Raw genomic sequence first — 24,156 nt, forward strand, 5'->3', positions numbered from 1 at the left:
TCATTGTCCTTGCATGCTGAAAGGGTCTATAGGCATGCGAATCGAACGGGCGATGGACGATAAGCGGGACCCGGGCCGGCATCCGATGGAAAAGAAGCTTCTGGCACCGGCCGAATCCGGCCTCCTCGACGTTCCGGCGCTGCGCGCCCGCTGCGAGTTCATCGCCAGCACCAACGCCGATTACCGCGACCGCATGCGTGGCGCGCTTCTGGCCGAGTTCAAGAAGGCCAATGCGGCGGGCCGCGAGCGGGCGCGCGAACTGCTTTTCGAGGACGGCAGCGGCCTGCAATGCGCCGCGCGCATCTCCTGGCTGCAGGACCAGCTCATCGCGGTGCTGCACGATTTCGCGCTCAACCATGTCTTCAGCGCGGGGCAGGCCCCGCCCGCCGCGCGCATCACGGTCACGGCTGTCGGCGGCTACGGGCGCGGCACGCTGGCGCCGGGCTCGGACATCGACCTGCTCTTCCTGCTGCCGGCAAGGCCGGCCGCCTGGAGCGAGCCGGCCATCGAGTTCATGCTCTATATCCTGTGGGATCTCGGCTTCAAGGTCGGTCACGCCACGCGCAATCTGGAGGAGTGCATCCAGCTCTCCAAGGGCGACATGACCATCCGCACGGCGATCCTCGAGGCACGCTATATCTGCGGCTCGGCGGCGCTGTTCGAGGAGATGGCGGTGCGCTTCGACCGCGAGATCGTGCGCGGCACCGGCCCGGAATTCATCGCGGCGAAGCTCGCCGAGCGCGACGAGCGCCACCGCAAGGCCGGCGACACGCGCTATCTCGTCGAGCCCAACGTCAAGGAAGGCAAGGGCGGGCTTCGCGACCTGCACACGCTGTTCTGGATCGCCAAATATTTCTACCACATCAAGGACCCCGCCGAGCTGGTGAAGCTCGGCGTCCTCTCGCGGCAGGAATACAAGCTTTTCCGCAAGGCGGACGATTTCCTCTGGGCGGTGCGCTGCCACATGCATTTCCTGACGGGCAAGGCGGAGGAGCGGCTGTCCTTCGACATCCAGCGCGAGATCGCCGAATGCCTCGGCTACCAGCCGCATCCCGGCCTTTCCGCCGTCGAGCGCTTCATGAAGCACTATTTCCTCGTGGCCAAGGACGTGGGCGACCTGACCCGCATCTTCTGCGCCACGCTGGAGGACCAGCAGGCCAAGGAAGCGCCCGGCATCACCGCCGCCATCAGCCGCTTCACGCGGCGCGCGCGCAAGATCGCCGGCACGCTGGATTTCCTGGAGGATCGCGGACGCATCACCATCGCCGATCCGGACGTCTTCAAGCGCGATCCGGTCAACCTCATCCGCCTGTTTCATATCGCCGACATCAACGGGCTGGAGTTCCATCCCGACGCGCTGAAAGAGGTCACGCGCTCGCTGAAGCTCATCAACGCCGCGCTGCGCGAGGACGAGGAGGCGAACCGCCTCTTCCTCTCCATCCTCACCTCGCCGCGCGACCCCGCCCTCATCCTGCGCCGCATGAACGAGGCGGGCGTGCTCGGCCGCTTCATTCCGGATTTCGGCAAGATTGTCGCGATGATGCAGTTCAACATGTATCATCACTACACGGTCGACGAGCACCTGATCCGCTCCGTCGGCGTGCTGGCGGATATCGACCAGGGCCGCGAGAAGGAGGCCCATCCCCTCAGCTACCAGGTGATGCCGAGCATCGAGGACCGCATCCCGCTCTATGTCGCGGTGCTGCTGCACGATATCGCCAAGGGCCGCCCGGAGGACCATTCCTCGGCGGGCGCGAAGGTCGCGCGAAAACTCTGCCCGCGCTTCGGGCTCTCGCCCAAGCAGACGGAGCTGGTCGTCTGGCTGATCGAGGAGCACCTGACCATGTCCATGGTCGCGCAGACCCGCGACCTCAACGACCGCAAGACCATCGTCGACTTCGCCGACAAGGTGCAGTCGATGGAGCGGCTGAAGATGCTGCTGGTGCTGACGGTCTGCGATATCCGCGCGGTCGGCCCGGGCGTCTGGAACGGCTGGAAGGGCCAGCTCCTGCGCACACTCTACTACGAGACCGAATTGCTCATCTCCGGCGGCTTTTCCGAGCTGTCGCGCAAGGAGCGGGCGCAGGCCGCCCGCGAAATGCTGTCGGAGGCGCTGCCGGCCGACTGGAGCCAGAAGGACCGCAACACCTATGCGCGCCTCCATTACGAGCCCTACCTGCTGACCGTCTCGCTGGAGGACCAGGTGCGCCATGCCGCTTTCATCCGCGAGGCGGACAGGGCAAGGCAGACGCTCGCCACCACGGTGCGCACCCATTCCTTCCACGCCATCACCGAGATCACGGTGCTCTCGCCCGACCATCCGCGCCTGCTGACGGTCATCGCCGGGGCCTGCGCGGCGGCGGGGGCGAACATCGTCGATGCGCAGATCTTCACGACTTCCGACGGGCGGGCGCTGGATACGATCCTCGTCAACCGCGAGTTCCCCGACGATGCGGACGAGATGCGCCGCGCCGGCACGATCGGCCGGATGATCGAGGACGTGCTGTCCGGCCGCAAGCGCCTGCCGGAGGTGATCGCGACGCGCGCCAGGGGCCGCAGGCGCAGCCGCACCTTCACGGTCTCGCCGGCCGTCACCATCTCGAACACGCTGTCGAACAAGTTCACCGTCATCGAGATCGAGTGCCTCGACCGTCCCGGGCTTCTCTCCGAGGTGACGGCCGTGCTTTCCGACCTCTCGCTCGACATTGCCTCGGCGCATATCACCACCTTCGGCGAGAAGGTCATCGATACCTTCTACGTCACCGACCTTGTCGGCCAGAAGGTCACCAACGAAAACCGGCAGGCCAATATCGTCGCACGGCTGAAGGCCGTGATGGCCGACGAGGCGGATGAACTGCGCGATCGCATGCCGCCCGGCATGATCGCGCCCGTTGCCGCCATGGCGAAAAGGATCAGGGCAGAACAATGAGTCTTGTCAGGAAATTCGCGACCGTGGGCGGCGCGACGCTCGGCAGCCGCGTGCTCGGCTTCGCGCGTGAAACGCTGATGGCCGCGGCGCTTGGCACCGGGCCGATGGCCGACGCCTTCTACGCCGCCTTCCGCTTCCCCAACCTCTTCCGCCGGCTCTTCGCCGAGGGCGCCTTCAACGCCGCCTTCGTCCCGCTCTTCGCCAAGGAGATCGAGGAAGGCGGCATAGACGGGGCCAAGCGCTTCTCCGAAGAGGTCTTCGGCGTACTCTTCACCGTGCTCCTGATGCTGACGATCGCGATGGAGCTGATGATGCCGCTCATCGTCTCCTGGATCATCGCGCCGGGCTTCGTGGGCGATGCGGAAAAATTCGATGTGACGGTGAAGCTCGCCATCGTCATGTTCCCCTATCTCATGTGCATGTCGCTGACGGCGATGCTGTCGGGCATGCTGAACTCGCTGCACCACTATTTCGCCGCCGCCGTCGCCCCCGTCTTCCTCAATTTCGTGCTGATCGGCGCGCTCGCCTACGGGCTCTGGCAGGGCGCCTCGCCGCTCGATACGGCCTGGTATCTCTCCTGGGGCGTGCTCGCCGCCGGCCTCCTGCAGATGGCCGTGCTCTATGCGGGCGTGCGTCATGCCGGCATGCGCATCGGCTTCCGCCGCCCGCGCATGACGCCGAACGTCAAGCGGCTTTTGTGGCTGGCTCTTCCGGCCGCCGTGACGGGCGGTATCACCCAGATCAATCAGCTCATCGGCCAGATGATCGCCTCCACCAAGGACGGCGCCATCGCCGCCCTGCAATATGCCGACCGCGTCTACCAGCTTCCGCTCGGCGTCGTCGGCATCGCCGTCGGCGTGGTGCTGCTGCCGGAGCTGGCGCGGGCGCTGAAGGGCGGCCACGAACGCGAGGCGGGCAACCTGCAGAACCGCTCGATGGAATTCGTGCTGTTCCTGACGCTGCCGGCCGCCGGCGCCCTCTGGGTGATGTCCGACGAGATCGTCCGCGTCCTCTACGAGCGCGGCGCCTTCAGCCCTCAGACCACGTCCGTCGTGGCGGGCACGCTCGCCATCTACGGTCTCGGCCTGCCCGGCTTCGTGATGATCAAGGCGCTCAATCCCGGCTTCTTCGCCCGCGAGGATACAAAGACGCCGATGCGCATCACCCTCTTCTCGGTGGTCGTCAACTGCGTGCTGGCCGTCTCGCTCTTCCCGCTCTTCTACGAGCGCGGCATTGCCACCGCCGAGGCCGTCTCCGGCTGGCTGACGGCGCTGATGCTCTTCGTCACGCTGGTGCGCCGCGGCCACTGGCCGCTGGAAAAGGCGCTCGCCTGGCGCGTCGCGCGGCTGCTGGTCGCGACCGTCGTCATGGCGGCCACGATCGAATATGCCTCCGGCTATCTCGCCGACCGCCTCTCCTCCACTGCGCGGCTCTACGAGCAGGTCTCGGCGCTCGGCATGCTCATCGCGCTTGCCATGGTCGTCTATTTCTCCGTCGCCTTCCTCATCGGCGGTGCCGACCTTGGCATGATCCGCCGCAATCTCAAGCGCGGTGGCAAGGCCGAAGCGGCACCGTCGGAATAGGTCCGGCGGGCAGGCGCCCGCCGCGTCAGCGGGCGGCGAAGCGCGCCCGCTTCGTCAGGCGTGCGAGCCCGCCGCAATGGCTCCAGCTCCGCCTCGGCCCCACATCGACATGCACGATGCCGTTGCAATAGGTACCGACACCGCCGATGGCCGGCGCAGAGCGCGCCGCCGCGAGGATCCTCTGCACGGCAACGCCCGGAACGCGAATATCGGCGGCAAGGCATTTGCGGTGATAGGAGCCGCGCCGCCCGTTCGAGCGGTGGCCGGAGGTGACGAGCGGCCGCCGGCCGACCTGCCGCGCGATATGGGCGAGCACCGCCCGCAATCGGCCCGGAAAGCATCGGTGCCGCACGCGCGGCGTCTGGATGGAATAGATCTTCGCCACGCTCGCCTTTTCGGTGCGGGAGGCATGCCTGTGGCTGCGGCCCGCGCTGGTCTCGGTCGCCAGGAGTGATGTCAGCGCGACGACGCAGGCAAGCAGGATGGAACCGTTCTTTCGCACGGGTCATCTCCGTTCTGTGCCCCTTCGTCACAAAACAGCCGATCGGGACCGGCCTTCCCCCAAATCCCCGCCGGGAAGGGACGACCGGAAAATGTCTTTTATAAGGACTCCCTCATGCGCGAGGCGCCCACTTGATCGGGGCTTCGGCGCCGTGCATAAGCGCGACGTATTTTTTACGCAGTTCCGGCTGAAAAATTCCCCGGAATTGCTCGTGTAACAGGGACCAGGCCCTCCACCCGCCTGAAGGAAACACCGTCATGAGCGCATTCAAGCCTCTCGTCTTCTCCGGCGTCCAGCCGACCGGCAATCTCCACCTCGGCAATTATCTCGGCGCGATCCGCAAATTCGTCGCCCTGCAGGAGGACAACGACTGCATCTATTGCGTCGTCGACCTGCATGCGCTCACCGCGCAGCTCGTGCATGAGGACATGCGGAACCAGATCCGTTCGATCGCCGCTGCCTTCATCGCCTCCGGCATCGACCCGAAGAAGCACATCGTCTTCAACCAGTCCGCCGTGCCGCAGCATTCGGAACTCGCCTGGATCTTCAACTGCGTGGCGCGCATCGGCTGGATGGAGCGCATGACGCAGTTCAAGGACAAGGCTGGCGGCAAGAATGCCGAGCAGGTCTCGCTCGGCCTCCTCGCCTATCCGAGCCTGATGGCCGCCGACATCCTCGTCTACCGCGCGACCCACGTACCGGTCGGCGACGACCAGAAGCAGCACCTCGAGCTGACGCGCGACATCGCGCAGAAGTTCAACATCGATTTCGGCAGCCATATCCGCAAGGCCGGCACGGGCGTCGACATCGTCGTCGGCGAGGAGCCGGTGCATGCCTATTTCCCGATGGTCGAGCCGCTGATCGGCGGCCCGGCGCCCCGCGTCATGAGCCTTCGCGACGGCACGAAGAAGATGTCGAAGTCGGATGCCTCGGACCTGTCGCGCATCAACCTGCTCGACGACGCCGACACCATCTCCAAGAAAATCCGCAAGGCCAAGACTGATCCGGATGCCTTGCCGAGCGAAGCCGAAGGCCTGAAGGGCCGCCCCGAGGCGGAAAACCTCGTCGGCATCTATGCGGCGCTCTCCGACAAGTCCAAGGCCGATATCCTGGCCGAGTTCGGCGGCCAGCAGTTCTCGGTCTTCAAGCCGGCGCTGGTCGACCTTGCCGTCAACGTGCTCTCGCCGATCACCGACGAGATGCGCCGCCTGATGGACGACACCAGCCATATCGACGCGATCCTCCGGGACGGCGGCGAAAGGGCGCGGGCAAGGGCGGAAAAAACCATGAAGGAAGTTCGCGACATCATCGGCTTTGTGCAGTAAGGTCGCCGCGAAAAGACCGCATATCAGGAGCGCGCATGGTTTCTCGACGACTTTCCCGCCTTGAAGGTCACCGCCGCAAGTTCCTCGCGGTCATCGACGATACGCCGGAATGCCAGCGTGCCGTCCATTTCGCGGGAATGCGTGCGAAGAACTCCAATGGCGGCGTCGTCCTGCTCTACGTGATCGCCAATGCCGATTTCCAGCAATGGCTCGGCGTCGAGGAGATCATGCGGGCGGAAGCCCGCGAGGAGGCGGAGGCCGTACTCGCCAAGGCGGCGCAGGCGCTGCGCCAGGCGATCGGCATCGAGCCGGAGACGGTGATCCGCGAGGGCGTGGCCAGCGAAGAGATCAACGGCCTCATCGAGGAGGACCGCGACATCGCGATCCTCGTCCTGGCCGCCGGCTCCGCCAAGGAAGGGCCGGGGCCGCTGGTCTCCTCGCTGGCGAGCCGGGCGCAGGCCTTCCCGATCCCGGTGACGGTCATTCCGGACCAGCTCACCGACGAAGAGCTGGACGCGATGAGCTGACCTTCGCCTTGAAGAGTGGCGACTTGAAGAGCGGCGCTGAAGCGCCTATCTTCTTTTGAATTGTTCTAAATGTACGGGGCCGACCCAAGCGCCCGGCCGCACGGAGAGAAAGATGTTCATCCAGACCGAAGCGACGCCGAACCCGTCGACCCTGAAGTTCCTGCCGGGCAAGGTGGTGCTGGAGAACGGCACGGCCGAATTCCGTGACGAGACCGAGGCGCGCGCCGCCTCGCCGCTCGCCGCCCGCCTCTTCGGCATTCCGGGCGTCACCGGCGTCTTCCTCGGCTACGACTTCATCACCGTCACCAAGGACGATGCCGACTGGCAGCACATGAAGCCGGCCATTCTCGGCAACATCATGGAGCACTTCATGTCCGGCCAGCCGGTGCTCGCCGGCGGCGCGCTCGGCGGCAGCGACGACATGGAAGGCGAATTCTTCGACGAGGGCGACGAGACCATCGTCGCCACCATCAAGGAGCTGCTCGACACGCGCGTGCGCCCCGCCGTGGCGCAGGACGGCGGCGACATCACCTTCAAGGGCTTCCGCGACGGCGTCGTCTATCTCAACATGAAGGGTGCCTGCTCGGGCTGCCCCTCCTCGACGGCGACGCTCAAGCACGGCGTCCAGAACCTTCTCCGCCATTTCGTACCGGAAGTGCAGGAAGTTGAAGCCGTCATGTAAGGCCCGCCGCGGGACGCCGGAGTGCCCCGCATGATCGTTCTGGCCATCGATACGGCGGGCGTCGGCTGCTACGCGGCGCTCTACGATTCCGATCAGGATGCAATCCTCGGTGCCGCCGGCGCCGAGATCGGCCGCGGCCATGCCGAGCGGCTGATGGAATTCGTCGACGCGGCGCTCGATGCGGCCGGCATGGACCTTGCGGCCGTCGGCCGCATCGCCGTCACCGTCGGCCCCGGCTCCTTCACCGGCATCCGCGTCGGCGTCGCCACTGCCCGCGGCCTTGCGCTCGCCCTCGGCGTCCCGGCCGTCGGCGTCTCCACCCTTTCGGCGCTCGCCGCCGAGCACGGCGCCGGCGCGCCGCTTCTGGTGGCGATGGATGCCAAGCGCGATGAGGTCTACTGGCAGCGTTTCGCCGCAGACGGCGCGGAGGCGTCGCCGCCGGCGCTCGCCACGCTTTCCGAGGCGCGCGATATCGCCGCCGGGCACGAGGGCGCGCTCGCGGGCTCCGCCGCCGCCCTCCTGCGCGACGATGCGGCGCCCGCGCCCGATGGCGTTTCGATCGTCACCGTCGCCCGCCTTGGCGCCCGGCTCGATCCCTTGCAGCACCAGCCGAAGCCGCTCTATCTGCGCGGTCCCGATGCTAAGCCGCAGGCGGGTTTCGCGATCCGGAGAGCCTGAATGTCCCTCGGCGACTACTTCACCCGCAAGCCCGTCTTCGAGATATTCCCGCTCGAAACGGACGATGCCGGCATTGCCGCGGCCCTGCACCGAACCCGCTTTCCCCAGCCTTGGAACGACGGCGAATTCCATTCGCTGCTCTCGCAGGATCCCGTCTTCGGCTTCCTCGCCCTGAAGGAGGGCGCGCTCGGCCGGACCGCTGGCGGCTTCGTTCTGGCGCGCGCGGCGGCGGGCGAGGCGGAGATCCTCACCATCGGCGTCGACGAACGATTCGGCCGCGCCGGCCTCGGCTGGCGGCTGATGCTGGCGGCGCTGCGCGAGGCGAAGATGCGCGGCGCGGAGGCCATCTTCCTCGAGGTCGACGAGGGCAATGCTGCGGCCCGCGGGCTCTATGCCAAGCTCGGCTTTTCCAAGGTCGGCGAGCGCAAGGCCTACTACGCCGCCGCCGATGGCAGCCGGTCCACGGCGCTTGTCATGCGGCGCGATCTTCGCTAGTCCCCTTGCGGGGGGCATAACGAGAAGGGCTGGTCGCATGGCGGACGCGGAAAAATCGCTGGAAGAGCTTTGTGTCGAGCGTGGCATGCGCATGACCGAGCAACGCCGCGTCATCGCGCGCGTGCTGGAAGCCTCCGACGATCACCCGGATGTCGAGGAACTCTACCGCCGTTCCTCCGCCGTCGATGCGCGCATCTCCATCTCCACGGTCTACCGCACGGTCAAGCTCTTCGAGGATGCCGGCATCATCGAGCGCCACGATTTCCGCGACGGCCGCTCGCGCTACGAGACCGTGCCGGACGAGCACCACGACCACCTGATCGACCTGAAGAGCGGCGAGGTCATCGAATTCCATTCGCCCGAGATCGAGGCGCTGCAGGAGCGCATCGCCCGCGAGCACGGCTTCCGGCTCGTCGACCACCGGCTGGAGCTCTACGGCGTTCCGCTCAAGGAGGGCGAGTGAGGCGGACGAGGTCGCAGCACCCCCCTCTGCCCTGCCGGGCATCTCCCCCACAAGGAGGGAGATCGGCAAGACGCGCAAGCCTTGCTCAATCAGTAACGCTGAAGATGGACGAGACAGCGCCCCATCGAATCTCCCCCCTTGTGGGGGAGATGCCCGGCGGGGCAGAGGGGGATAGCTGCGGAACGCGAGCGGAAGCCTTCCCCCATCCCCCGGTGACCCCGTGATCACCTGGCTGCGCATCGCCCTCGGCCTCGTCATCCTCGCCACGGTCACCCTCGTCCTGCTGCCGGCCCAGCTTGTCGGCCTGCGCTTCAATCTGAAGATCCGCCGCTACCTGCCGCGCCTCTGGCACCGCGTCGCCTGCCGCGTGCTCGGCCTCAAGGTGCGCGTGCACGGCGCGCTGGAGAAAAACCGCCCCCTCCTGATCGCCGCCAACCATGCCTCCTGGAAGGACATCATGGTGCTCGGGTCCGTCGCCGACGTCGTCTATATCGCCAAGTCCGAAGTGCGGGCCTGGCCGGTCTTCGGCATTCTCGCCCGCTTGCAGGCGACGATCTTCGTCGAGCGTGAGCAGCGCCAGAAGACCGGCGACCAGGTGGACGAAATCGCACGGCGGCTGGCGGACGGCGAGATCGTCGTGCTCTTTCCGGAGGGCACCACCTCGGACGGCAACCAGCTCCTGGAGATCAAGTCCTCGCTCTTCGGCGCCGCCGCCTCCGCCGTGCCGCATGCGCCGCAGGGCGTCGTCCATATCCAGCCGGTCTCCATCGCCTATACGGGCCTCCACGGCATGGCGATGGGCCGCTACCACCGCCCCATCGCCGCCTGGCCCGGCGATATCGAACTCCTGCCGCATCTCCTCGGCATTGCGCGGGAAGGGGCGGTCGATGTCGACGTCGATTTCGGCGAGCGCGTCGACTACACGCGGGCAAGCAACCGCAAGGACGTGAGCCGCACGGTCGGCGCGCGCATCCGCGCCATGCTCGGCGCTCGGCTGCGCGGCCGGTAGAGGCGAGATGCGGCGGGGCTTCAATTTCCGGCCTTTTTCCACTATGGAACGGCCATGAGCGAACAGTCCGTCATCCCTTCCCCGGCCGATGCCAAGCCGAACACCCGCAAGGTCTTCGTCAAGACCTACGGCTGTCAGATGAACGTCTATGACAGCGAGCGCATGACGGACGCGCTGTCGAAGGACGGCTATCAGGCGACGGATGTCCTGGAAGAGGCCGATCTCGTTCTCCTCAACACCTGTCATATCCGCGAGAAGGCCGCCGAAAAGGTCTATTCCGAGCTCGGCCGCCTGCGCGAAATGAAGAAGGCCCGCGCCAAAGACGGCCGCGAGATGGTGATCGGCGTCACCGGCTGCGTCGCCCAGGCCGAAGGCAAGGAAATCCTGCGCCGCGCCCCCGCCGTCGATCTCGTCGTCGGCCCGCAGACCTATCACCGCCTGCCGGAAGCGCTGCGCCGCGCCAAGGGCGGCGAGCACGTGGTCGAGACGGATTATGCGTTGGAAGACAAGTTCGAGCACCTGCCCGCGCCGGAAAAGGCAAAGACCCGCGCGCGCGGCGTCACCGCCTTCCTCACCGTGCAGGAAGGCTGCGACAAGTTCTGTACCTTCTGCGTGGTGCCCTATACCCGCGGCTCGGAAGTCTCCCGCCCCGTCGTCCAGATTGTCGCCGAGGCCGAGCGCCTCGCCGAGGCGGGCGTGCGCGAAATCACCCTGCTCGGCCAGAACGTCAACGCCTGGCACGGCCTCGGCCCCGATGGCCGCGAATGGGGCCTTGGCGATCTTCTCTATCGCCTTGCCGAAATCGAAGGCCTCGCGCGCCTGCGCTACACGACCAGCCACCCGCGCGACATGGACGACCGCCTCATCGAGGCGCATCGCGACCTGCCCAAGCTGATGCCCTACCTGCACCTGCCGGTGCAGGCCGGCTCCGACCGCATCCTGAAGGCCATGAACCGCCGCCATACGGCAGCCGAATACATCGCCCTCATCGAGCGCATCCGCGCCGTCCAGCCGGAGCTCGCCATATCCGGCGATTTCATCGTCGGCTTCCCCGGCGAGACCGATCAGGACTTCGAAGATACGATGCGCCTCGTCGAGACGGTCGGTTATGCACAGGCATTTTCGTTCAAGTATTCCACCCGCCCGGGCACGCCCGGCGCGGAGATGGACGGCCATGTCGAAGAGGCCGTGAAGGCCGAACGCCTTGAAAGATTGCAGGCTTTGCTCTTTCGCCAGCAGGGCGAGTTCGCCCTTGGCTGCGTCGGCAAGGAGATCGACCTGCTTCTGGAGAAGCCCGGACGCAAGCCCGGCCAGCTCGTCGGCCGCTCGCCCTGGCTGCAGCCTGTGAATATTGATGCAAAAGGTTCGGAAATCGGTGACATTATCCGGGTACGAATCACCGATGCCGGGCCCAACAGCCTCTTCGCGCAAGCGATCGGTTGACGGGCGGATTTCAAGGAGCTTGACCGCTTGAACGGACACGAACTGACGACGTCATCGCCGCGCCAGTCGAAAAGCCAGACCGACGCCAATCAATTCGTGCTCACTTTCGAGAACAATCGATACGCAAGCGAGCTTTTCGGCCAGTTCGACCAGAACCTGAAGCTTCTGGAACAGCGCCTCAACATCGATGCGCGAGCGCGGGGCAATTCCGTTTCCATCTCCGGCGAAGTCATGGCCACCAACCAGGCCCGCCGTGCGCTGGATTATCTTTACGACCGGCTCCAGAAGGGCGGCTCGATCGAGCTTTCCGACGTCGAGGGCGCCATCCGCATGGCGATCGCGGCGGACGACCAGTTGTCCCTGCCGACGATGGAGCGTAAAGCCAAGCTCACCATGTCGCAGATTTCCACCCGCAAGAAGACCATCGCCGCCCGCACGCCGACGCAGGATACCTATATCCGCGCGCTGGAGCGGTCCGAGCTCGTCTTCGGCGTCGGCCCGGCCGGCACGGGCAAGACCTATCTCGCCGTCGCCTATGCCGCCCAGCTTCTGGAGCGCGGCGCGGTGGACCGCATCATCCTCTCCCGCCCGGCCGTCGAAGCCGGCGAGCGCCTCGGCTTCCTGCCCGGCGACATGAAGGAGAAGGTCGATCCCTATCTCCGCCCGCTCTATGATGCGCTCTACGACATGATGCCGGGCGACAAGGTCGAACGCGCCATCACGGCCGGCGTCATCGAGATCGCGCCGCTCGCCTTCATGCGCGGCCGCACGCTCGCCAACGCCGCCGTCATCCTCGACGAGGCGCAGAACACGACCTCGATGCAGATGAAGATGTTCCTGACGCGTCTCGGCGAGAACGGCCGCATGATCGTCACGGGCGATCCGAGCCAGGTCGACCTGCCGCGCGGCGTGAAGTCCGGCCTCGTGGAAGCCCTGCAGATCCTCAAGGGCGTCGAGGGCGTCTCGGTCGTCCGCTTCAAGGATGTCGACGTCGTGCGCCATCCGATGGTCGCCCGCATCGTCCGCGCCTATGAAGCGCAGACGGCCGTGCAGGACGAAAGCGAGCTGCCGGACCGCTGAGGTCCGGATACCTGATGAGCGAACTCGATATCCAGATTTCCATTGAGGAGGGCGCATGGCCCTCCGAGGAACGCCTTTTCGAAATGAGCGGGCGCGTGCTCGGCGCGGCGGCGGATTACCTGCGAAAGCAGGAAAAGCAGCCCTTCCCGAAGACCGGCGCGCCGGAAGTCTCCCTCGTCTTCACGAATGACGAGAGCATCCGCGCCATCAATGCGGAATGGCGCAGCCAGGACAAGCCCACCAACGTTCTGTCCTTCCCCGCATTCCCGGTGACGCCCGGAAAAATGCCGGGTCCGATGCTCGGAGACATCATCTTCGCCGAGGAGACATTGACCCGCGAGGCGGCCGATCTCGGCAAGTCCTTCGATGATCATCTCACGCATCTCATGGTGCATGGATTTCTGCATCTCTTCGGTTATGATCATATGGAAGACGAAGAGGCTGAAAAAATGGAGGGGCTTGAGACTCGCATTCTTGCCGAGCTTGGCCTATCTGACCCCTACGGGGATGGCCCCGAAGAATAGTTTGGACCAATGAGCGACTTTAGAAATCAGCCGGCAGCGGCGGAAAAGAACGAGGCGGACGCCTCAAGTCAGGACGAGGCGGGCAGTAGTAGCAGCGCGCCGAAGCAGGAAAGCGGGGGCCGGTCATCCTTCTGGTCCCGTGCGACACGGCTTTGGCGCATGACGGGCGCCTCCACGCTGCGCAAGGACCTCGCAGAGGCCCTGATGACGGAAGACACCGGCGGCGAGCCGGCCTTCCTGCCCGAGGAACGGGCGATGCTGCACAATATTCTCCGCTTCCGCGAGGTGCGCGTCGAGGATGTCATGGTCCCGCGCGCCGATATCGAGGCCGTCGACCAGGACATCACCATTGCCGAACTGATGGTGATCTTCGAGGATTCCGGCCGCTCGCGCATGCCGGTCTATAACGAGAGCCTCGACGATCCGCGCGGCATGGTCCACATCCGCGACCTGCTCGCCTATGTCACCAAGCAGGCCCGCAACAAGCGCCGCACGGGCGCGAAGAACGGCAGCGCCGCAGCCGCTACCGGCGAAAAGCCGGCACGAACGCCAAAGGCAGAATTCGACCTCGGCCGCGTCGATCTTTCCAAGACCGTTGCCGAAGCCGGCATCATCCGTCAGGTCCTCTTCGTTCCGCCGTCGATGCTGGCCGCCGACCTCATGGCGCGCATGCAGGCTGACCGCACCCAGATGGCCCTCGTCATCGACGAATATGGCGGCACGGACGGCCTCGCTTCGCTGGAAGACATCGTCGAGATGGTTGTCGGCGACATCGAGGATGAGCACGACGACGACGAGGCGATGATCCAGCGCGTCAGCGACGACGTCTTCATCGCCGATGCCCGCGTCGAGCTTGAGGAACTGGCCGAAGCCATCGGCTCCGATTTCGATATCCGCGAACAGCTTGAAGATGCCGATACGCTCGGCGGCCTGATCTTTGCCTCGCTCGGCCGTATCCCGGTGCGCGGCGAGGTCGTGCAGGCCGTGCCCGGCTTCGAATTCCACGTCCTCGACGCCGATCCACGTCGCGTCAAGCGCGTGCGCGTCACCCGCAAGCGCGCCGGCTCCGTCCGCCGCCGCGAGCGCCGGCCCGGCGAGAGCCTTCCCGCCGACCGCGCCAACCCGGCCGAGCAGCGCAGCGACGAGGCCGGGGCGGAGTAAGGCTCCCTTCTTTACGGAACAGGGCATTGCTTTGCCCCTCACCCTAACCCTCTCCCCGCAAGCGGGGAGAGGGGACGTGCCCCACGAATGGTTGCTGATTGGGGAAAACGGCGCGGCATATCTCCTTCGCCCCGCTTGCGGGGAGAAGGTGGCCGGCAGGCCGGATGAGGGGCAAAGCATCCCCACTACCCTCCAGAAAGCGCCATCCCGACATCCCCCCTCATGACACAGGACAAGACGCTGCTTTTTTGGAACACTGGCGCGGCTGATTCGGGGACATGTGAAGGGGACGGCATGGAGCGGCTGGCGGGCAAGGTCATGCTCCTGTCTGGGACGAGACGGGCGCTGACGGCATTTCTTGCGGGGGTCGCCGGCGTGCTGGCGCTGCCGCCCTTCGGCTTCTTCGCGGCGCTCTTCGTGTCCTTCACCCTGCTCACCTGGCTGCTCGACGGGGCGAGCGGTGCCCCGGAAGCCGGCTTCCTCCGGCGCTTGGCGCCCGCCTTCCGCATCGGTTGGTTCTTCGGCTTCGGCTATTTCGTCGGCGGGCTCTGGTGGCTGGGCAATGCGCTGCTGGTCGAGGCGGATGCTTTCGCCTGGGCGCTGCCGCTCGCCGTCTTCGGCCTGCCGGCCTTCCTCGCCATCTATTACGGCATCGCCGCCGCGCTCGCCCGGCTCCTCTGGTCGGACGGCATGGGCCGCATCGCCGCGCTCGCCTTCGCCTTCGGGGTGGGGGAATGGCTGCGCGGCACGCTCTTCACCGGCTTTCCCTGGAACGCCGTCGGCTACGGTATCATGCCCGTGCCGCTCCTCATGCAGTCGTCCGGCATCGTCGGCATCGCCGCGATGAACGCGCTCGCCGTCTTCGTCTTCGCCGCGCCCGCCCTTCTCGGCACGCGGCGGGGCAGGGGGATCGGCCTTTCGCTCGCCGCGCTGCTCTTCGCCGCCCATGTCGGCTACGGCTACTATGCGCTGAACCTCCTGCCGGCGCCGGACGACGACAGCACCGTCGTCCGCCTCGTTCAGCCGGTGATCGACCAGGCGATGAAGCTCGACGACACAGCAAGGGCCGAGATATTCGAGCGGCATCTGGCGCTGAGCGCCGCAAAGCCCGAGGGCGGCGGCAAGCGGCCGGACATCATCGTCTGGCCGGAAACCTCCATCCCCTTCATCCTGACGGACAATCCCGATGCCCTCGTGCGCATCGCCGCCGTTCTCGACGACGACCAGGTGCTGATCGCCGGCGCGGTGCGCACCGAAAGTGCGGGCTCCGGCAAGGCGCCGCGCTACTACAATTCCATCTACGCCATCGACGGCAAGGGCCAGATCATCGGCGCGGCCGACAAGGTGCATCTCGTGCCCTTCGGCGAATACATGCCCTTCGCCGAGGTCTTCGAGAGCTTCGGCGTTAGCGCCGTCGCCATGCCGGGCGGCTTTTCCGCCGCGCGCGAGCACCAGCTCCTGACGGTCCGCGGCAAGGGGCTCTATCCGCTGGTCTGCTACGAGGCGATCTTCCCCTCCGAGATCAACGGCGCGGGGAAGACGGCCGCCGCGCTGCTGAACGTCACCAACGACGCCTGGTTCGGCAATACGCCCGGTCCCTACCAGCACTTCCTGCAGGCGCGACTGCGCGCGGTCGAGCGCGGCATGCCGCTGATTCGCGCTGCCAACAACGGCATTTCGGCCGTGGTGGATGCCAAGGGGCAGGTCGTTTCCGGCCTTGCCTACGATGTCCCCGGTTTTGTGGATGCAACCCTTCCGGGTAAATTCGCGCCGACGGAACGGGCAACACGGCAGAACCGGGCGTTTCTGATTGCCCTGTCCATTCTCCTCGGGACGGCGCTTATTTCTCGCATGGGTTTTAGAAATCGGATGAATTGACCCAAAACCCCTAAAATAGCATAGTGCACGCCGCCGGCCGTTCTCCTGTATTGTAGCGACCTTCAGAGTCTGCGCATACAACGTGACGTTAAGTTTTCGTTAAGGCTGCCGGTGGGTAGGGGCCATTCCGCGTTAGGACGAAAGTGATGATGGAAAACAAGAAGAAGCCGAATCCGATCGATATACATGTCGGCAGCCGGATCCGGCTTCGCAGGACCATGCTCGGCATGAGCCAGGAGAAGCTGGGCGAAAGCCTCGGCATCACCTTCCAGCAGATTCAGAAATACGAGAAGGGCACGAACCGCGTCGGCGCCAGCCGCCTGCAGAACATTTCGAGCATTCTCAACGTGCCGGTCTCCTTCTTCTTCGAGGATGCCCCGGGCGAGCAGGCGGATGCCCAGGCCGGCTTCGCCGAAGCCTCCAGCTCCAACTATGTCGTCGACTTCCTCTCCTCCTCCGAAGGCCTGCAGCTCAACCGCGCCTTCGTGAAGATCGGCGATCCCAAGGTGCGCCGCAAGCTGGTCGATCTGGTGAAGGCACTGGCCGCCGAGGCCGAGGTCGAGTGACCGGTCCCTGCCGGAACGCATGAAGGAACGGCCCTGCGGGGCCGTTTTTCATGCCTGCCGGCCGCTTCTGCGAGGCGGATGCGGCAAATCACCCGGGAATTTGGGACATAAAGATATACTTATGTCCTTGTCTTTGCCGCGCGAACTGAATAACTACGGTCGTAGTCCATTTCTTTGAGGGGAATTCCCGCATGCGCAGCAGTTACCTCTTCACCAGCGAGTCCGTCGCCGAAGGCCATCCGGACAAGGTGTGCGACCGTATCTCCGACGAAATCGTCGATCTGGTCTACCGTGAAGCCGTGAAGTCGAAGATCGATCCCTGGTCGGTCCGCATCGCCTGCGAGACGCTTGCAACGACCAATCGCGTCGTCATCGCCGGTGAGGTCCGCCTGCCGCCGAGCCTTCTCAAGAAGGACAAGAACGGCGCCGACGTCATCAATCCGTCCAAGTTCAAGTCCGCCGCCCGCAAGGCGATCCGCGATATCGGCTACGAGCAGGACGGCTTCAACTGGAAGACCGCGAAGATCGACGTGCTGCTGCACTCCCAGTCCGCCGACATCGCCCAGGGCGTCGACAACGCCGCCGACAAGCAGGGCGACGAGGGCGCGGGCGACCAGGGCATCATGTTCGGCTATGCCTGCCGCGAAACCCCGGAACTGATGCCGGCCCCGATCTACTATTCGCACCGCATCCTCCAGCTTCTCGCCGCCGCCCGCAAGACGGGCGAGGGCGATGCCGGCAAGCTCGGCCCGGACGCCAAGAGCCAGGTGACCGTGCGCTATGTCGACGGCAAGCCGGCCGACGTCACCTCCATCGTGCTGTCCACGCAGCATCTCGATGCGAGCTGGGATTCCAAGAAGGTGCGCCAGGTCGTCGAGCCCTATATCCGCGAGGCGCTGGCCGACCTGAAGATCGCCGACGATTGCTCCTGGTACATCAACCCGACGGGCAAGTTCGTCATCGGCGGCCCGGACGGTGACGCCGGCCTCACCGGCCGCAAGATCATCGTCGACACCTATGGCGGCGCGGCCCCGCATGGCGGCGGCGCCTTCTCCGGCAAGGACACGACCAAGGTCGACCGTTCGGCCGCCTATGCCGCGCGCTACCTCGCCAAGAACGTCGTTGCCGCCGGCCTTGCCGACCGCTGCACGATCCAGCTCTCCTACGCCATCGGCGTTGCCCAGCCGCTGTCGATCTATGTCGACCTGCACGGCACCGGCAAGGTGAGCGAGGATGCGGTGGAAGCGGCCATCCGCAAGGTCATGGACCTGTCGCCGTCGGGCATCCGCCGCCATCTCGACCTCAACAAGCCGATCTATGCCAAGACCTCCGCCTATGGCCATTTCGGCCGCAAGGCCGGCCGTGACGGCTCGTTCTCCTGGGAGCGCCTCGACCTCGTCAAGGCCCTCAAGGACGCCATAAAGAACTGAGGCCGACATGACCGATGCAGAGCGCCGCAGCCGCGCGACCGAAGCCTTCTTCGGTCGCCGCAAGGGAAAGCCGCTGCGCGAGCGGCAGGCGCAGCATCTCGAGACGCTGCTACCGGTGCTGAAGGTCGACCTGTCGGCCCCGGCTCCGGCGGATCTCGCAACGCTCTATGATTTCACGCCGGCCCGCACCCGCCTCGAGATCGGTTTCGGCGGCGGCGAGCACCTGATCCATCGCGCGGTGGAAAGCCCGGACACCGCCTTCATCGGCGTCGAGCCCTTCGTCAATTCCATGGCGAAGCTGATCGGCAGCGTGGAGGAGAAGGGCGCGAGGAATATCCGCCTTTACGACGACGACGCGACGGAGCTTCTGGACTGGCTGCCGGCGGCCTCGCTCGACCAGATCGACCTGCTCTATCCCGATCCCTGGCCCAAGCGGAAGCACTGGAAGAGGCGCTTCGTGTCGAAGGTCAATCTGGATCGCTTCGCCCGCGTGCTGAAGCCGGGCGGCATCTTCTGCTTCGCGTCCGACATCGACACTTATGTCAACTGGACGCTGATGCATTGCGGGGCGCATCCCGCCTTCGTCTGGACCGCGGAAAACGCGGCCGATTGGCTGACGCCCTATGCCGGCTGGCCGGGCACGCGCTACGAGGCCAAGGCCAGGCGCGAGGGCCGCAAGTCGGCCTATCTCACCTTCCGCCGTCTCTGACGGAAAGCGTTTTTCAGGGCATTATCGTCAGTGCAGGCTGACCGTGCGCAGATCGTCCTCGGCGGCCTTGTAGAAGGTGCTGGAACGGTTGTCGGTGAGCAGGATCGGCGTGCCGTCCGCGCCGAACAGCGCCCACAGGTCGAGGCTCGGGTCGATTTCGGGCGCTTCCGGGAAGACGCGGGAGACTTCCTCGGCCTTCATCTTGCGGATGTAGCCGACTTCGCCGGCGCCCAGATGCGCAAGGTCCGCCTTCGATACGGTTGTGGGGGTAACGGTTTTCAGGCCCATTTTTGCCTCCATGGCAATGCCGGACTTGCCGGCCACCGGACGCTGATGGCCACCATGGCCCATCGGTCGTTCGGCGATCAGGTTATGCGCGAAACGGTCCGGCGGGTGTTCCCGCAGGAACGGCTCACGTTCTAGTCTGGTACGGAAATGTTAATTTTCTTTACCATACGTACGGGCTCCGGCCGGACGAGATCCACCGAGAGCAAGCCGTTCTTCAGTTCGGCGCCCGAAACATGCATGCCGTCGGCAAGCACGAAGGTGCGCTGGAACTGGCGGGCGGCGATGCCGCGGTAAAGATAGTCCCTTTCGCCGGGGTCGGTCTGCCGGCCGCGGATGACGAGCTGGTTTTCCTCCGTCGTCACGTCCAGCTCCTCCTCGGAGAAGCCGGCCACGGCAAGCGTGATGCGCAGGCGCTCCGGGGCGCCCGTCTCGCCGTCCGGCCGAAGCCGCTCGATATTGTACGGCGGATAGCCATCGTTGCCCTTGGCGATGCGCTCGAGGGTCTTTTCCATGGCGTCGAAGCCCAGCAGCAGCGGGCTCGTGAAAGGGGTCATGCGTGTCATCGTCCAGTCCTTGGCTTCAAGCGACTTTGGCGAGGCCCGGCTGCGGCGCCCCGACGGCTGCAATATGGTGATTGCGCGATGCCGGCGCAAGACGCTTGCGAAAGGCGGCCCGGCAAATATAGTCGCCGCTTCCCCGCCGGTCCGGCGCAATCAGAAAACAGGAATGAAGCGGCATGTCCGAGCCAAGGAAAATCATCATCGACACCGATCCCGGCCAGGACGACGCCGCCGCCATCATGCTGGCGCTCGGCAGCCCGGAACTGGAAATCCTCGGCATCACCACGGTCGCCGGCAACGTGTCGCTGTCGCGCACCTCCACCAATGCCCGCATCATCCTGGAATTCTGCTCCCGGCCGGACGTCAGGGTCTTCGCCGGCGCCGACAGGCCGATCGCCCGTCCGCTGGTGACGGCCGAGCATGTCCACGGCAAGACCGGCCTCGACGGCCCGGAGCTGCACGAGCCGAAGATGCCGCTCGAAGCGCAGCACGCCGTCGACTTCATCGTCGAGACGCTGAAGCGCGAGCCGGTCGGCACCGTCACGCTCTGCACGCTCGGCCCGCTGACGAACATCGCGCTCGCGCTGGAAAAGGCGCCCGAGATCGCCGGCCGCGTGCGCGAGCTGGTCATGATGGGCGGCGGCTTCTTCGAGGGCGGCAACATCACGCCGGCCGCCGAATTCAACATCTATGTCGACCCGGAGGCGGCCGCCGCCGTCTTCAGGTCCGGCATCCCGATCGTCATGATGCCGCTCGACGTCACCCACAAGGTGCTGACGCTGAAGAGCCGCGTCGAGACGCTGCGCGCGATCGGCAACCGCCCGGCGCTCGCCCTCGTCCAGATGCTGGAATTCTTCGAGCGCTTCGACATCGAGAAATACGGTTCCGACGGCGGCCCGCTGCACGATCCGACCGTCATCGCCTATCTGCTGAAGCCGGAGCTTTTCGGCGGGCGCGACTGCAATGTCGAGGTCGAGACGGCTTCGCCGCTCACCGTCGGCATGACCGTCGTCGACTGGTGGCAGGTGACCGACCGCAAGCACAATGCGCGCGTCATGAAGGATGTCGATGCGGACGGCTTCTTCGCGCTCCTCACCGAGCGCGTCGGACGCCTTTGATGCGCGGCCCCGCTCCGGGGGCCGAGGCCCGCTTCCACAAGGAGATGGCGGGCCTCTACGACCGCTTCGCCGAACTCGGCTTCCGCCCGGTCCTGCTGCGCCGCTGCGTCACGCCCAACGGCGGCGTGGCGGCGGCGAAGGAGTTCGTCTTCACGCCCGGCGCGACCGGCCTCGAACGTCTTCTCGACGCCGGCAAGCCGGAGCTTTCCATGGAAGCGCTGATGCTGCGCCCCGAATACCGGGGCCTCTTCACCGAGCTGGAGCTGAAGGAGGCCGCCCGCCGCCTCGCCAATGCCGCGCCCGGTCGCTCCCGCGGCCGCCTCCAGCCCCAGCCGACGGAACGCAAGTAACCGGCCCGCGGGCGCGGCGCACGTTCATTCGCCTGTCATCGCGGCATGGTCAAAGAGGCCATGCTCGAAGACATCGCTCCAGATTCGTCCTTCCCCGTCGCGTCCGATGACCGGGCGCCCACCGTCCTCGTCGTGACGGATGCCTGGCGGCCGCAGCTCAACGGCGTGGTGCACACGCTGGAGGAGCTGGCCCGCTCGGCAGCGGAGGAGGGGGTCGACGTCGTCTTCCTGACGCCTGAGAAATTCACGACCATCCCGCTGCCGTCCTATCCGGAGATCCGGCTCGCCATCGCCTCGAGCCGCCAGGTGCTGGCCGAGATCGAGGCCGTCGCGCCGGATTACATCCATATCGCGACCGAGGGCCCGCTCGGCATGGCGGCGCGGCGCGCCTGCCTGCAGCGCCGGCTGCCCTTCACCACCGCCTACCACACGCGCTTTCCCGAATTCATCAGCGCGCGCCTGCCCATACCGGAAAGCTGGAGCTACTGGTGGCTGCGCCGCTTCCACAATTCCGGCGCGGGCATGATGGTGGCCACCAGGTCGCTCGGCGCGGAAATGGCGGCGCGGGGCTTCGTGCGCATCAAGCGCTGGTCGCGCGGGGTGGATACCAAGCTGTTCGACCCGGCAAGGCGCCGCGACCTCGGCCTGCCGCGCCCGGTCTTCCTCAATGTCGGGCGCGTGGCGGTGGAGAAGAACCTGCCCGCCTTCCTCGGCCTCGATTTGCCGGGCAGCAAGGTCGTCGTCGGCGACGGGCCGGACCTTGCGGCGCTGCGCCAGCGTTATCCCGACGTGCATTTCCTCGGCCGCAAGACCGGCGAGGACCTTGCCGCCCTCTACGCCTCGGCCGACGTCTTCGTCTTCCCGAGCCGCACGGATACGTTCGGCAATGTCATGCTGGAGGCTTTGGCGAGCGGCGTTCCCGTTGCCGCCTTCCCGGTCACTGCCCCGCGCGATGTGCTGGGTGAGGCGGGGGCCTTGTCGGAGGACCTGCGGGAGGCGGCCCTTGCCGCGCTCGATATCCCGAAGGAGGTCGCGCTTGCCCGTGCGGCCACGTATAGCTGGCGCGCCTGCGCCCGCGAATTCCTCGGGAACCTCGCCCGCGTGCCGCGCGGTGCTTTCGCGGCACGCCGTTTGAGCCTGCGGTAGCATTTCCAGCAAAAGTGCGAAGCGGTTTTGCGTTCGGAAATGCGGAACTAGTCTAGTTCGCAGCCTTCAGCAGCGCCGCGACAAGGCCCGCCGTCGAGGAATCGTGCCCTGCAGCGCTCTCCTTGCCTTCCACGACCGGCAGCAGGCCCGTCGCCAGCTCCTTGCCGAGCTCCACGCCCCACTGGTCGAAGGAATTGATGTTGAAGAGCGCGCCTTCGACGAAGACGCGGTGCTCGTAGAGCGCGATCAGCCGGCCGAGCGCGAAGGGCGTCAGGCTGTCATAGACCATGGTGATCGACGGGCGGTTACCCGAGAAGACGCGGTGCGGTGCGATCCGGTCTGCCTTTGCCTCGTCCATGCCCTTCGAGGTGAGCTGTGCCTTGGCTTCGGCGAGCGAGCGGCCCTTCATCAGGGCTTCCGACTGCGCCAGGCAATTGGCGATGAGGAGCTGGTGCTGGTGGCGCAGGTTCTTCTCATGGCCGTTGGCCGCGATCATGAACTCGGTCGGGATGATCGAGGTGCCCTGGTGGATGAGCTGGTAGAAGGCGTGCTGGCCGTTGGTGCCGGGCTCGCCCCAGACGACCGGGCCGGTCTTGCATTCGACCGGCGTCGAATCCACCGTCACCGACTTGCCGTTCGATTCCATGTCGAGCTGCTGCAGATAGGCCGGGAAGCGCGACAGGCGCTGGTCATAGGGCAGGATGGCGCGCGAGGGATAGTTCAGCACGTTGCGATGATAGAAGCCGATGAGGCCGAGCAGCATCGGGATGTTCTGACGGATCGGCGCCTCGCGGAAGTGATTGTCGATGGCATGGCCGCCGGCGAGGAACTGCGCGAAGTCCTCCTTCCCGATGGCGATCATCAGCGGCAGGCCGATGGCCGACCAGATCGAATAGCGCCCGCCGACCCAGTCCCAGAAGCCGAAGACGCGCGCTTCGTCGATGCCGAAGGCCGCGACCTTGTCGAGCGCCGTGGAGACGGCGCAGAAATGGTGGCCGACGGCGGCCTCGCCCAGCTTGTCGGCGATGAACCTGCGCGCCGTCGCGGCATTGGTCATCGTCTCGATGGTGGTGAAGGTCTTGGAGGCGACGATGAAGAGCGTCGTCTCGGCCGTGAGCAGCTTCAGCGTATCGGCGATATGCGCGCCGTCGATATTGGAGACGAAGTGCAGGCGCGGGCCGTCATGGTAGGGCGCGAGCGCCAGCGTCGCCATGACCGGGCCCAAGTCCGAGCCGCCGATGCCGATATTGACGACATCGGTGATCTTCCTGCCCGTCGCGCCCTTGAGCGCGCCCGAGCGGATGGCCTCGGCGAAGGCGCCCATGGCGTCGAGCACGGCATTGACATCCGGCATGACGTCCTTGCCCTCGACGAGGACGGGCGTGTTGGAGCGGTTGCGCAGCGCCGTGTGCAGCACCGCGCGCTCTTCCGTGATGTTGATGATCTCACCGGCGAACATGGCGTCGCGCTTCTTCTCGACGCCGGCATCCTTCGCCAGCGCCTCCAGCGCGTCGAGCACCGTGTCGTTCACCGCGCATTTGGAATAGTCGAAGAGAAAGTCGCCGAGCGTGGTGCTGTAGCGGGAGAACCGCTGCGGATCGGCCGCGAAGGCGGCCCGGATGTCTGTGGCATTGGTATCGCGGACGATGGATTTCAGCTTTTCGACAAGCGCGTTCATCGGCGTCTTCCCTGGCTTTGGACGATGCCGCT

Annotated in this window: 24 protein-coding genes; 20 read left to right on the forward strand and 4 right to left on the reverse strand. The window is 66.0% G+C overall.

The window, feature by feature from the left end; genetic code table 11:
- The first annotated feature begins 85 nt into the window (after positions 1 to 85).
- Complete coding sequence (locus DSD28_RS16060) at positions 86 to 2,929, forward strand: [protein-PII] uridylyltransferase (protein WP_119257503.1); 2,844 nt, start codon at positions 86 to 88, stop codon at positions 2,927 to 2,929.
- Positions 2,926 to 4,512: a murein biosynthesis integral membrane protein MurJ gene (gene murJ / locus DSD28_RS16065; RefSeq protein ID WP_119257422.1), complete on the forward strand. Its 1,587-nt coding sequence runs from the start codon at positions 2,926 to 2,928 to the stop codon at positions 4,510 to 4,512. The genes DSD28_RS16060 and murJ overlap by 4 nt, the downstream gene beginning before the upstream one ends.
- A 25-nt stretch (positions 4,513 to 4,537) precedes the next feature.
- Here the strand turns inward: murJ and DSD28_RS16070 are convergent, their stop codons facing one another.
- Complete coding sequence (locus DSD28_RS16070; protein WP_119257423.1) at positions 4,538 to 5,014, reverse strand: YcbK family protein; 477 nt, start codon at positions 5,012 to 5,014, stop codon at positions 4,538 to 4,540.
- Between the two features lie 257 nt (positions 5,015 to 5,271).
- Between DSD28_RS16070 and trpS the strand changes: the two genes are divergently transcribed.
- From trpS to trmB, 15 genes are all read left to right on the forward strand, one after another.
- A complete protein-coding gene (trpS, locus tag DSD28_RS16075) occupies positions 5,272 to 6,339 on the forward strand; it encodes a tryptophan--tRNA ligase (RefSeq protein WP_119257424.1) in 1,068 nt (355 codons plus the stop codon).
- Between the two features lie 35 nt (positions 6,340 to 6,374).
- Complete coding sequence (locus DSD28_RS16080; RefSeq protein WP_119257425.1) at positions 6,375 to 6,866, forward strand: universal stress protein; 492 nt, start codon at positions 6,375 to 6,377, stop codon at positions 6,864 to 6,866.
- 112 nt (positions 6,867 to 6,978) lie between these two features.
- Complete coding sequence (locus DSD28_RS16085) at positions 6,979 to 7,548, forward strand: NifU family protein (protein ID WP_119257426.1); 570 nt, start codon at positions 6,979 to 6,981, stop codon at positions 7,546 to 7,548.
- Positions 7,549 to 7,578: 30 nt separating this feature from the next.
- Positions 7,579 to 8,226: a tRNA (adenosine(37)-N6)-threonylcarbamoyltransferase complex dimerization subunit type 1 TsaB gene (gene tsaB / locus DSD28_RS16090; protein ID WP_119257427.1), complete on the forward strand. Its 648-nt coding sequence runs from the start codon at positions 7,579 to 7,581 to the stop codon at positions 8,224 to 8,226.
- A complete protein-coding gene (locus DSD28_RS16095) occupies positions 8,227 to 8,721 on the forward strand; it encodes a GNAT family N-acetyltransferase (RefSeq protein ID WP_119257428.1) in 495 nt (164 codons plus the stop codon).
- A gap of 37 nt (positions 8,722 to 8,758) precedes the next feature.
- A complete protein-coding gene (locus DSD28_RS16100; RefSeq protein WP_119257429.1) occupies positions 8,759 to 9,184 on the forward strand; it encodes a Fur family transcriptional regulator in 426 nt (141 codons plus the stop codon).
- A gap of 220 nt (positions 9,185 to 9,404) precedes the next feature.
- Positions 9,405 to 10,193, forward strand: a complete 789-nt coding sequence (locus DSD28_RS16110; RefSeq protein WP_119257430.1) for a lysophospholipid acyltransferase family protein — start codon at positions 9,405 to 9,407, stop codon at positions 10,191 to 10,193.
- A gap of 54 nt (positions 10,194 to 10,247) precedes the next feature.
- Entirely contained in the window at positions 10,248 to 11,636 is a 1,389-nt protein-coding gene (gene miaB / locus DSD28_RS16115) for a tRNA (N6-isopentenyl adenosine(37)-C2)-methylthiotransferase MiaB (RefSeq protein WP_119257431.1), read from the forward strand.
- Positions 11,637 to 11,663: 27 nt separating this feature from the next.
- Positions 11,664 to 12,716, forward strand: a complete 1,053-nt coding sequence (locus DSD28_RS16120; protein WP_119257432.1) for a PhoH family protein — start codon at positions 11,664 to 11,666, stop codon at positions 12,714 to 12,716.
- Between the two features lie 14 nt (positions 12,717 to 12,730).
- On the forward strand, positions 12,731 to 13,240 hold the full coding sequence (gene ybeY, locus DSD28_RS16125) for an rRNA maturation RNase YbeY (RefSeq protein ID WP_119257433.1): 510 nt from the start codon (positions 12,731 to 12,733) through the stop codon (positions 13,238 to 13,240).
- Positions 13,241 to 13,249: 9 nt separating this feature from the next.
- Positions 13,250 to 14,401 (forward strand): hemolysin family protein, encoded by a 1,152-nt coding sequence (locus DSD28_RS16130; RefSeq protein ID WP_119257434.1) that lies wholly within the window; start codon positions 13,250 to 13,252, stop codon positions 14,399 to 14,401.
- 294 nt (positions 14,402 to 14,695) lie between these two features.
- On the forward strand, positions 14,696 to 16,279 hold the full coding sequence (lnt, locus tag DSD28_RS16140) for an apolipoprotein N-acyltransferase (RefSeq protein WP_119257435.1): 1,584 nt from the start codon (positions 14,696 to 14,698) through the stop codon (positions 16,277 to 16,279).
- A 146-nt stretch (positions 16,280 to 16,425) separates the two neighbouring features.
- Positions 16,426 to 16,845 (forward strand): helix-turn-helix domain-containing protein, encoded by a 420-nt coding sequence (locus DSD28_RS16145; protein ID WP_119257436.1) that lies wholly within the window; start codon positions 16,426 to 16,428, stop codon positions 16,843 to 16,845.
- A gap of 191 nt (positions 16,846 to 17,036) precedes the next feature.
- Positions 17,037 to 18,275, forward strand: coding sequence for a methionine adenosyltransferase (gene metK / locus DSD28_RS16150; RefSeq protein ID WP_119257437.1), 1,239 nt, complete (start codon positions 17,037 to 17,039; stop codon positions 18,273 to 18,275).
- 7 nt (positions 18,276 to 18,282) lie between these two features.
- Positions 18,283 to 18,984, forward strand: a complete 702-nt coding sequence (gene trmB, locus DSD28_RS16155; RefSeq protein WP_119257438.1) for a tRNA (guanosine(46)-N7)-methyltransferase TrmB — start codon at positions 18,283 to 18,285, stop codon at positions 18,982 to 18,984.
- 27 nt (positions 18,985 to 19,011) lie between these two features.
- On the opposite strand, the gene DSD28_RS16160 is transcribed toward trmB, so the two are convergent.
- A complete protein-coding gene (locus DSD28_RS16160) occupies positions 19,012 to 19,272 on the reverse strand; it encodes a DUF1150 family protein (RefSeq protein ID WP_119257505.1) in 261 nt (86 codons plus the stop codon).
- Between the two features lie 131 nt (positions 19,273 to 19,403).
- Positions 19,404 to 19,835: an Hsp20 family protein gene (locus DSD28_RS16165; RefSeq protein WP_119257439.1), complete on the reverse strand. Its 432-nt coding sequence runs from the start codon at positions 19,833 to 19,835 to the stop codon at positions 19,404 to 19,406.
- Positions 19,836 to 20,008: 173 nt separating this feature from the next.
- Between DSD28_RS16165 and DSD28_RS16170 the strand changes: the two genes are divergently transcribed.
- The 3 genes from DSD28_RS16170 to DSD28_RS16180 are packed head-to-tail and all read left to right on the forward strand — an operon-like array spanning position 20,009 to position 22,446.
- On the forward strand, positions 20,009 to 20,950 hold the full coding sequence (locus tag DSD28_RS16170; protein WP_119257440.1) for a nucleoside hydrolase: 942 nt from the start codon (positions 20,009 to 20,011) through the stop codon (positions 20,948 to 20,950).
- Positions 20,950 to 21,300: a hypothetical protein gene (locus DSD28_RS16175; RefSeq protein ID WP_119257441.1), complete on the forward strand. Its 351-nt coding sequence runs from the start codon at positions 20,950 to 20,952 to the stop codon at positions 21,298 to 21,300. Before DSD28_RS16170 ends, DSD28_RS16175 begins: the two co-directional genes overlap by 1 nt.
- Before the next feature lie 60 nt (positions 21,301 to 21,360).
- The gene (locus tag DSD28_RS16180) at positions 21,361 to 22,446 is read left to right on the forward strand and encodes a glycosyltransferase family 4 protein (RefSeq protein ID WP_119257442.1); all 1,086 of its coding nucleotides are present in this window, start codon (positions 21,361 to 21,363) and stop codon (positions 22,444 to 22,446) included.
- 52 nt (positions 22,447 to 22,498) lie between these two features.
- On the opposite strand, the gene pgi is transcribed toward DSD28_RS16180, so the two are convergent.
- Complete coding sequence (pgi, locus tag DSD28_RS16185; RefSeq protein WP_119257443.1) at positions 22,499 to 24,124, reverse strand: glucose-6-phosphate isomerase; 1,626 nt, start codon at positions 24,122 to 24,124, stop codon at positions 22,499 to 22,501.
- Between the last annotated feature and the right edge of the window lie 32 nt (positions 24,125 to 24,156).

The sequence above is a fragment of the Shinella zoogloeoides genome (genome assembly GCF_003574625.1).
GTDB classification, from domain to species: Bacteria; Pseudomonadota; Alphaproteobacteria; order Rhizobiales; family Rhizobiaceae; genus Shinella; species Shinella zoogloeoides_A.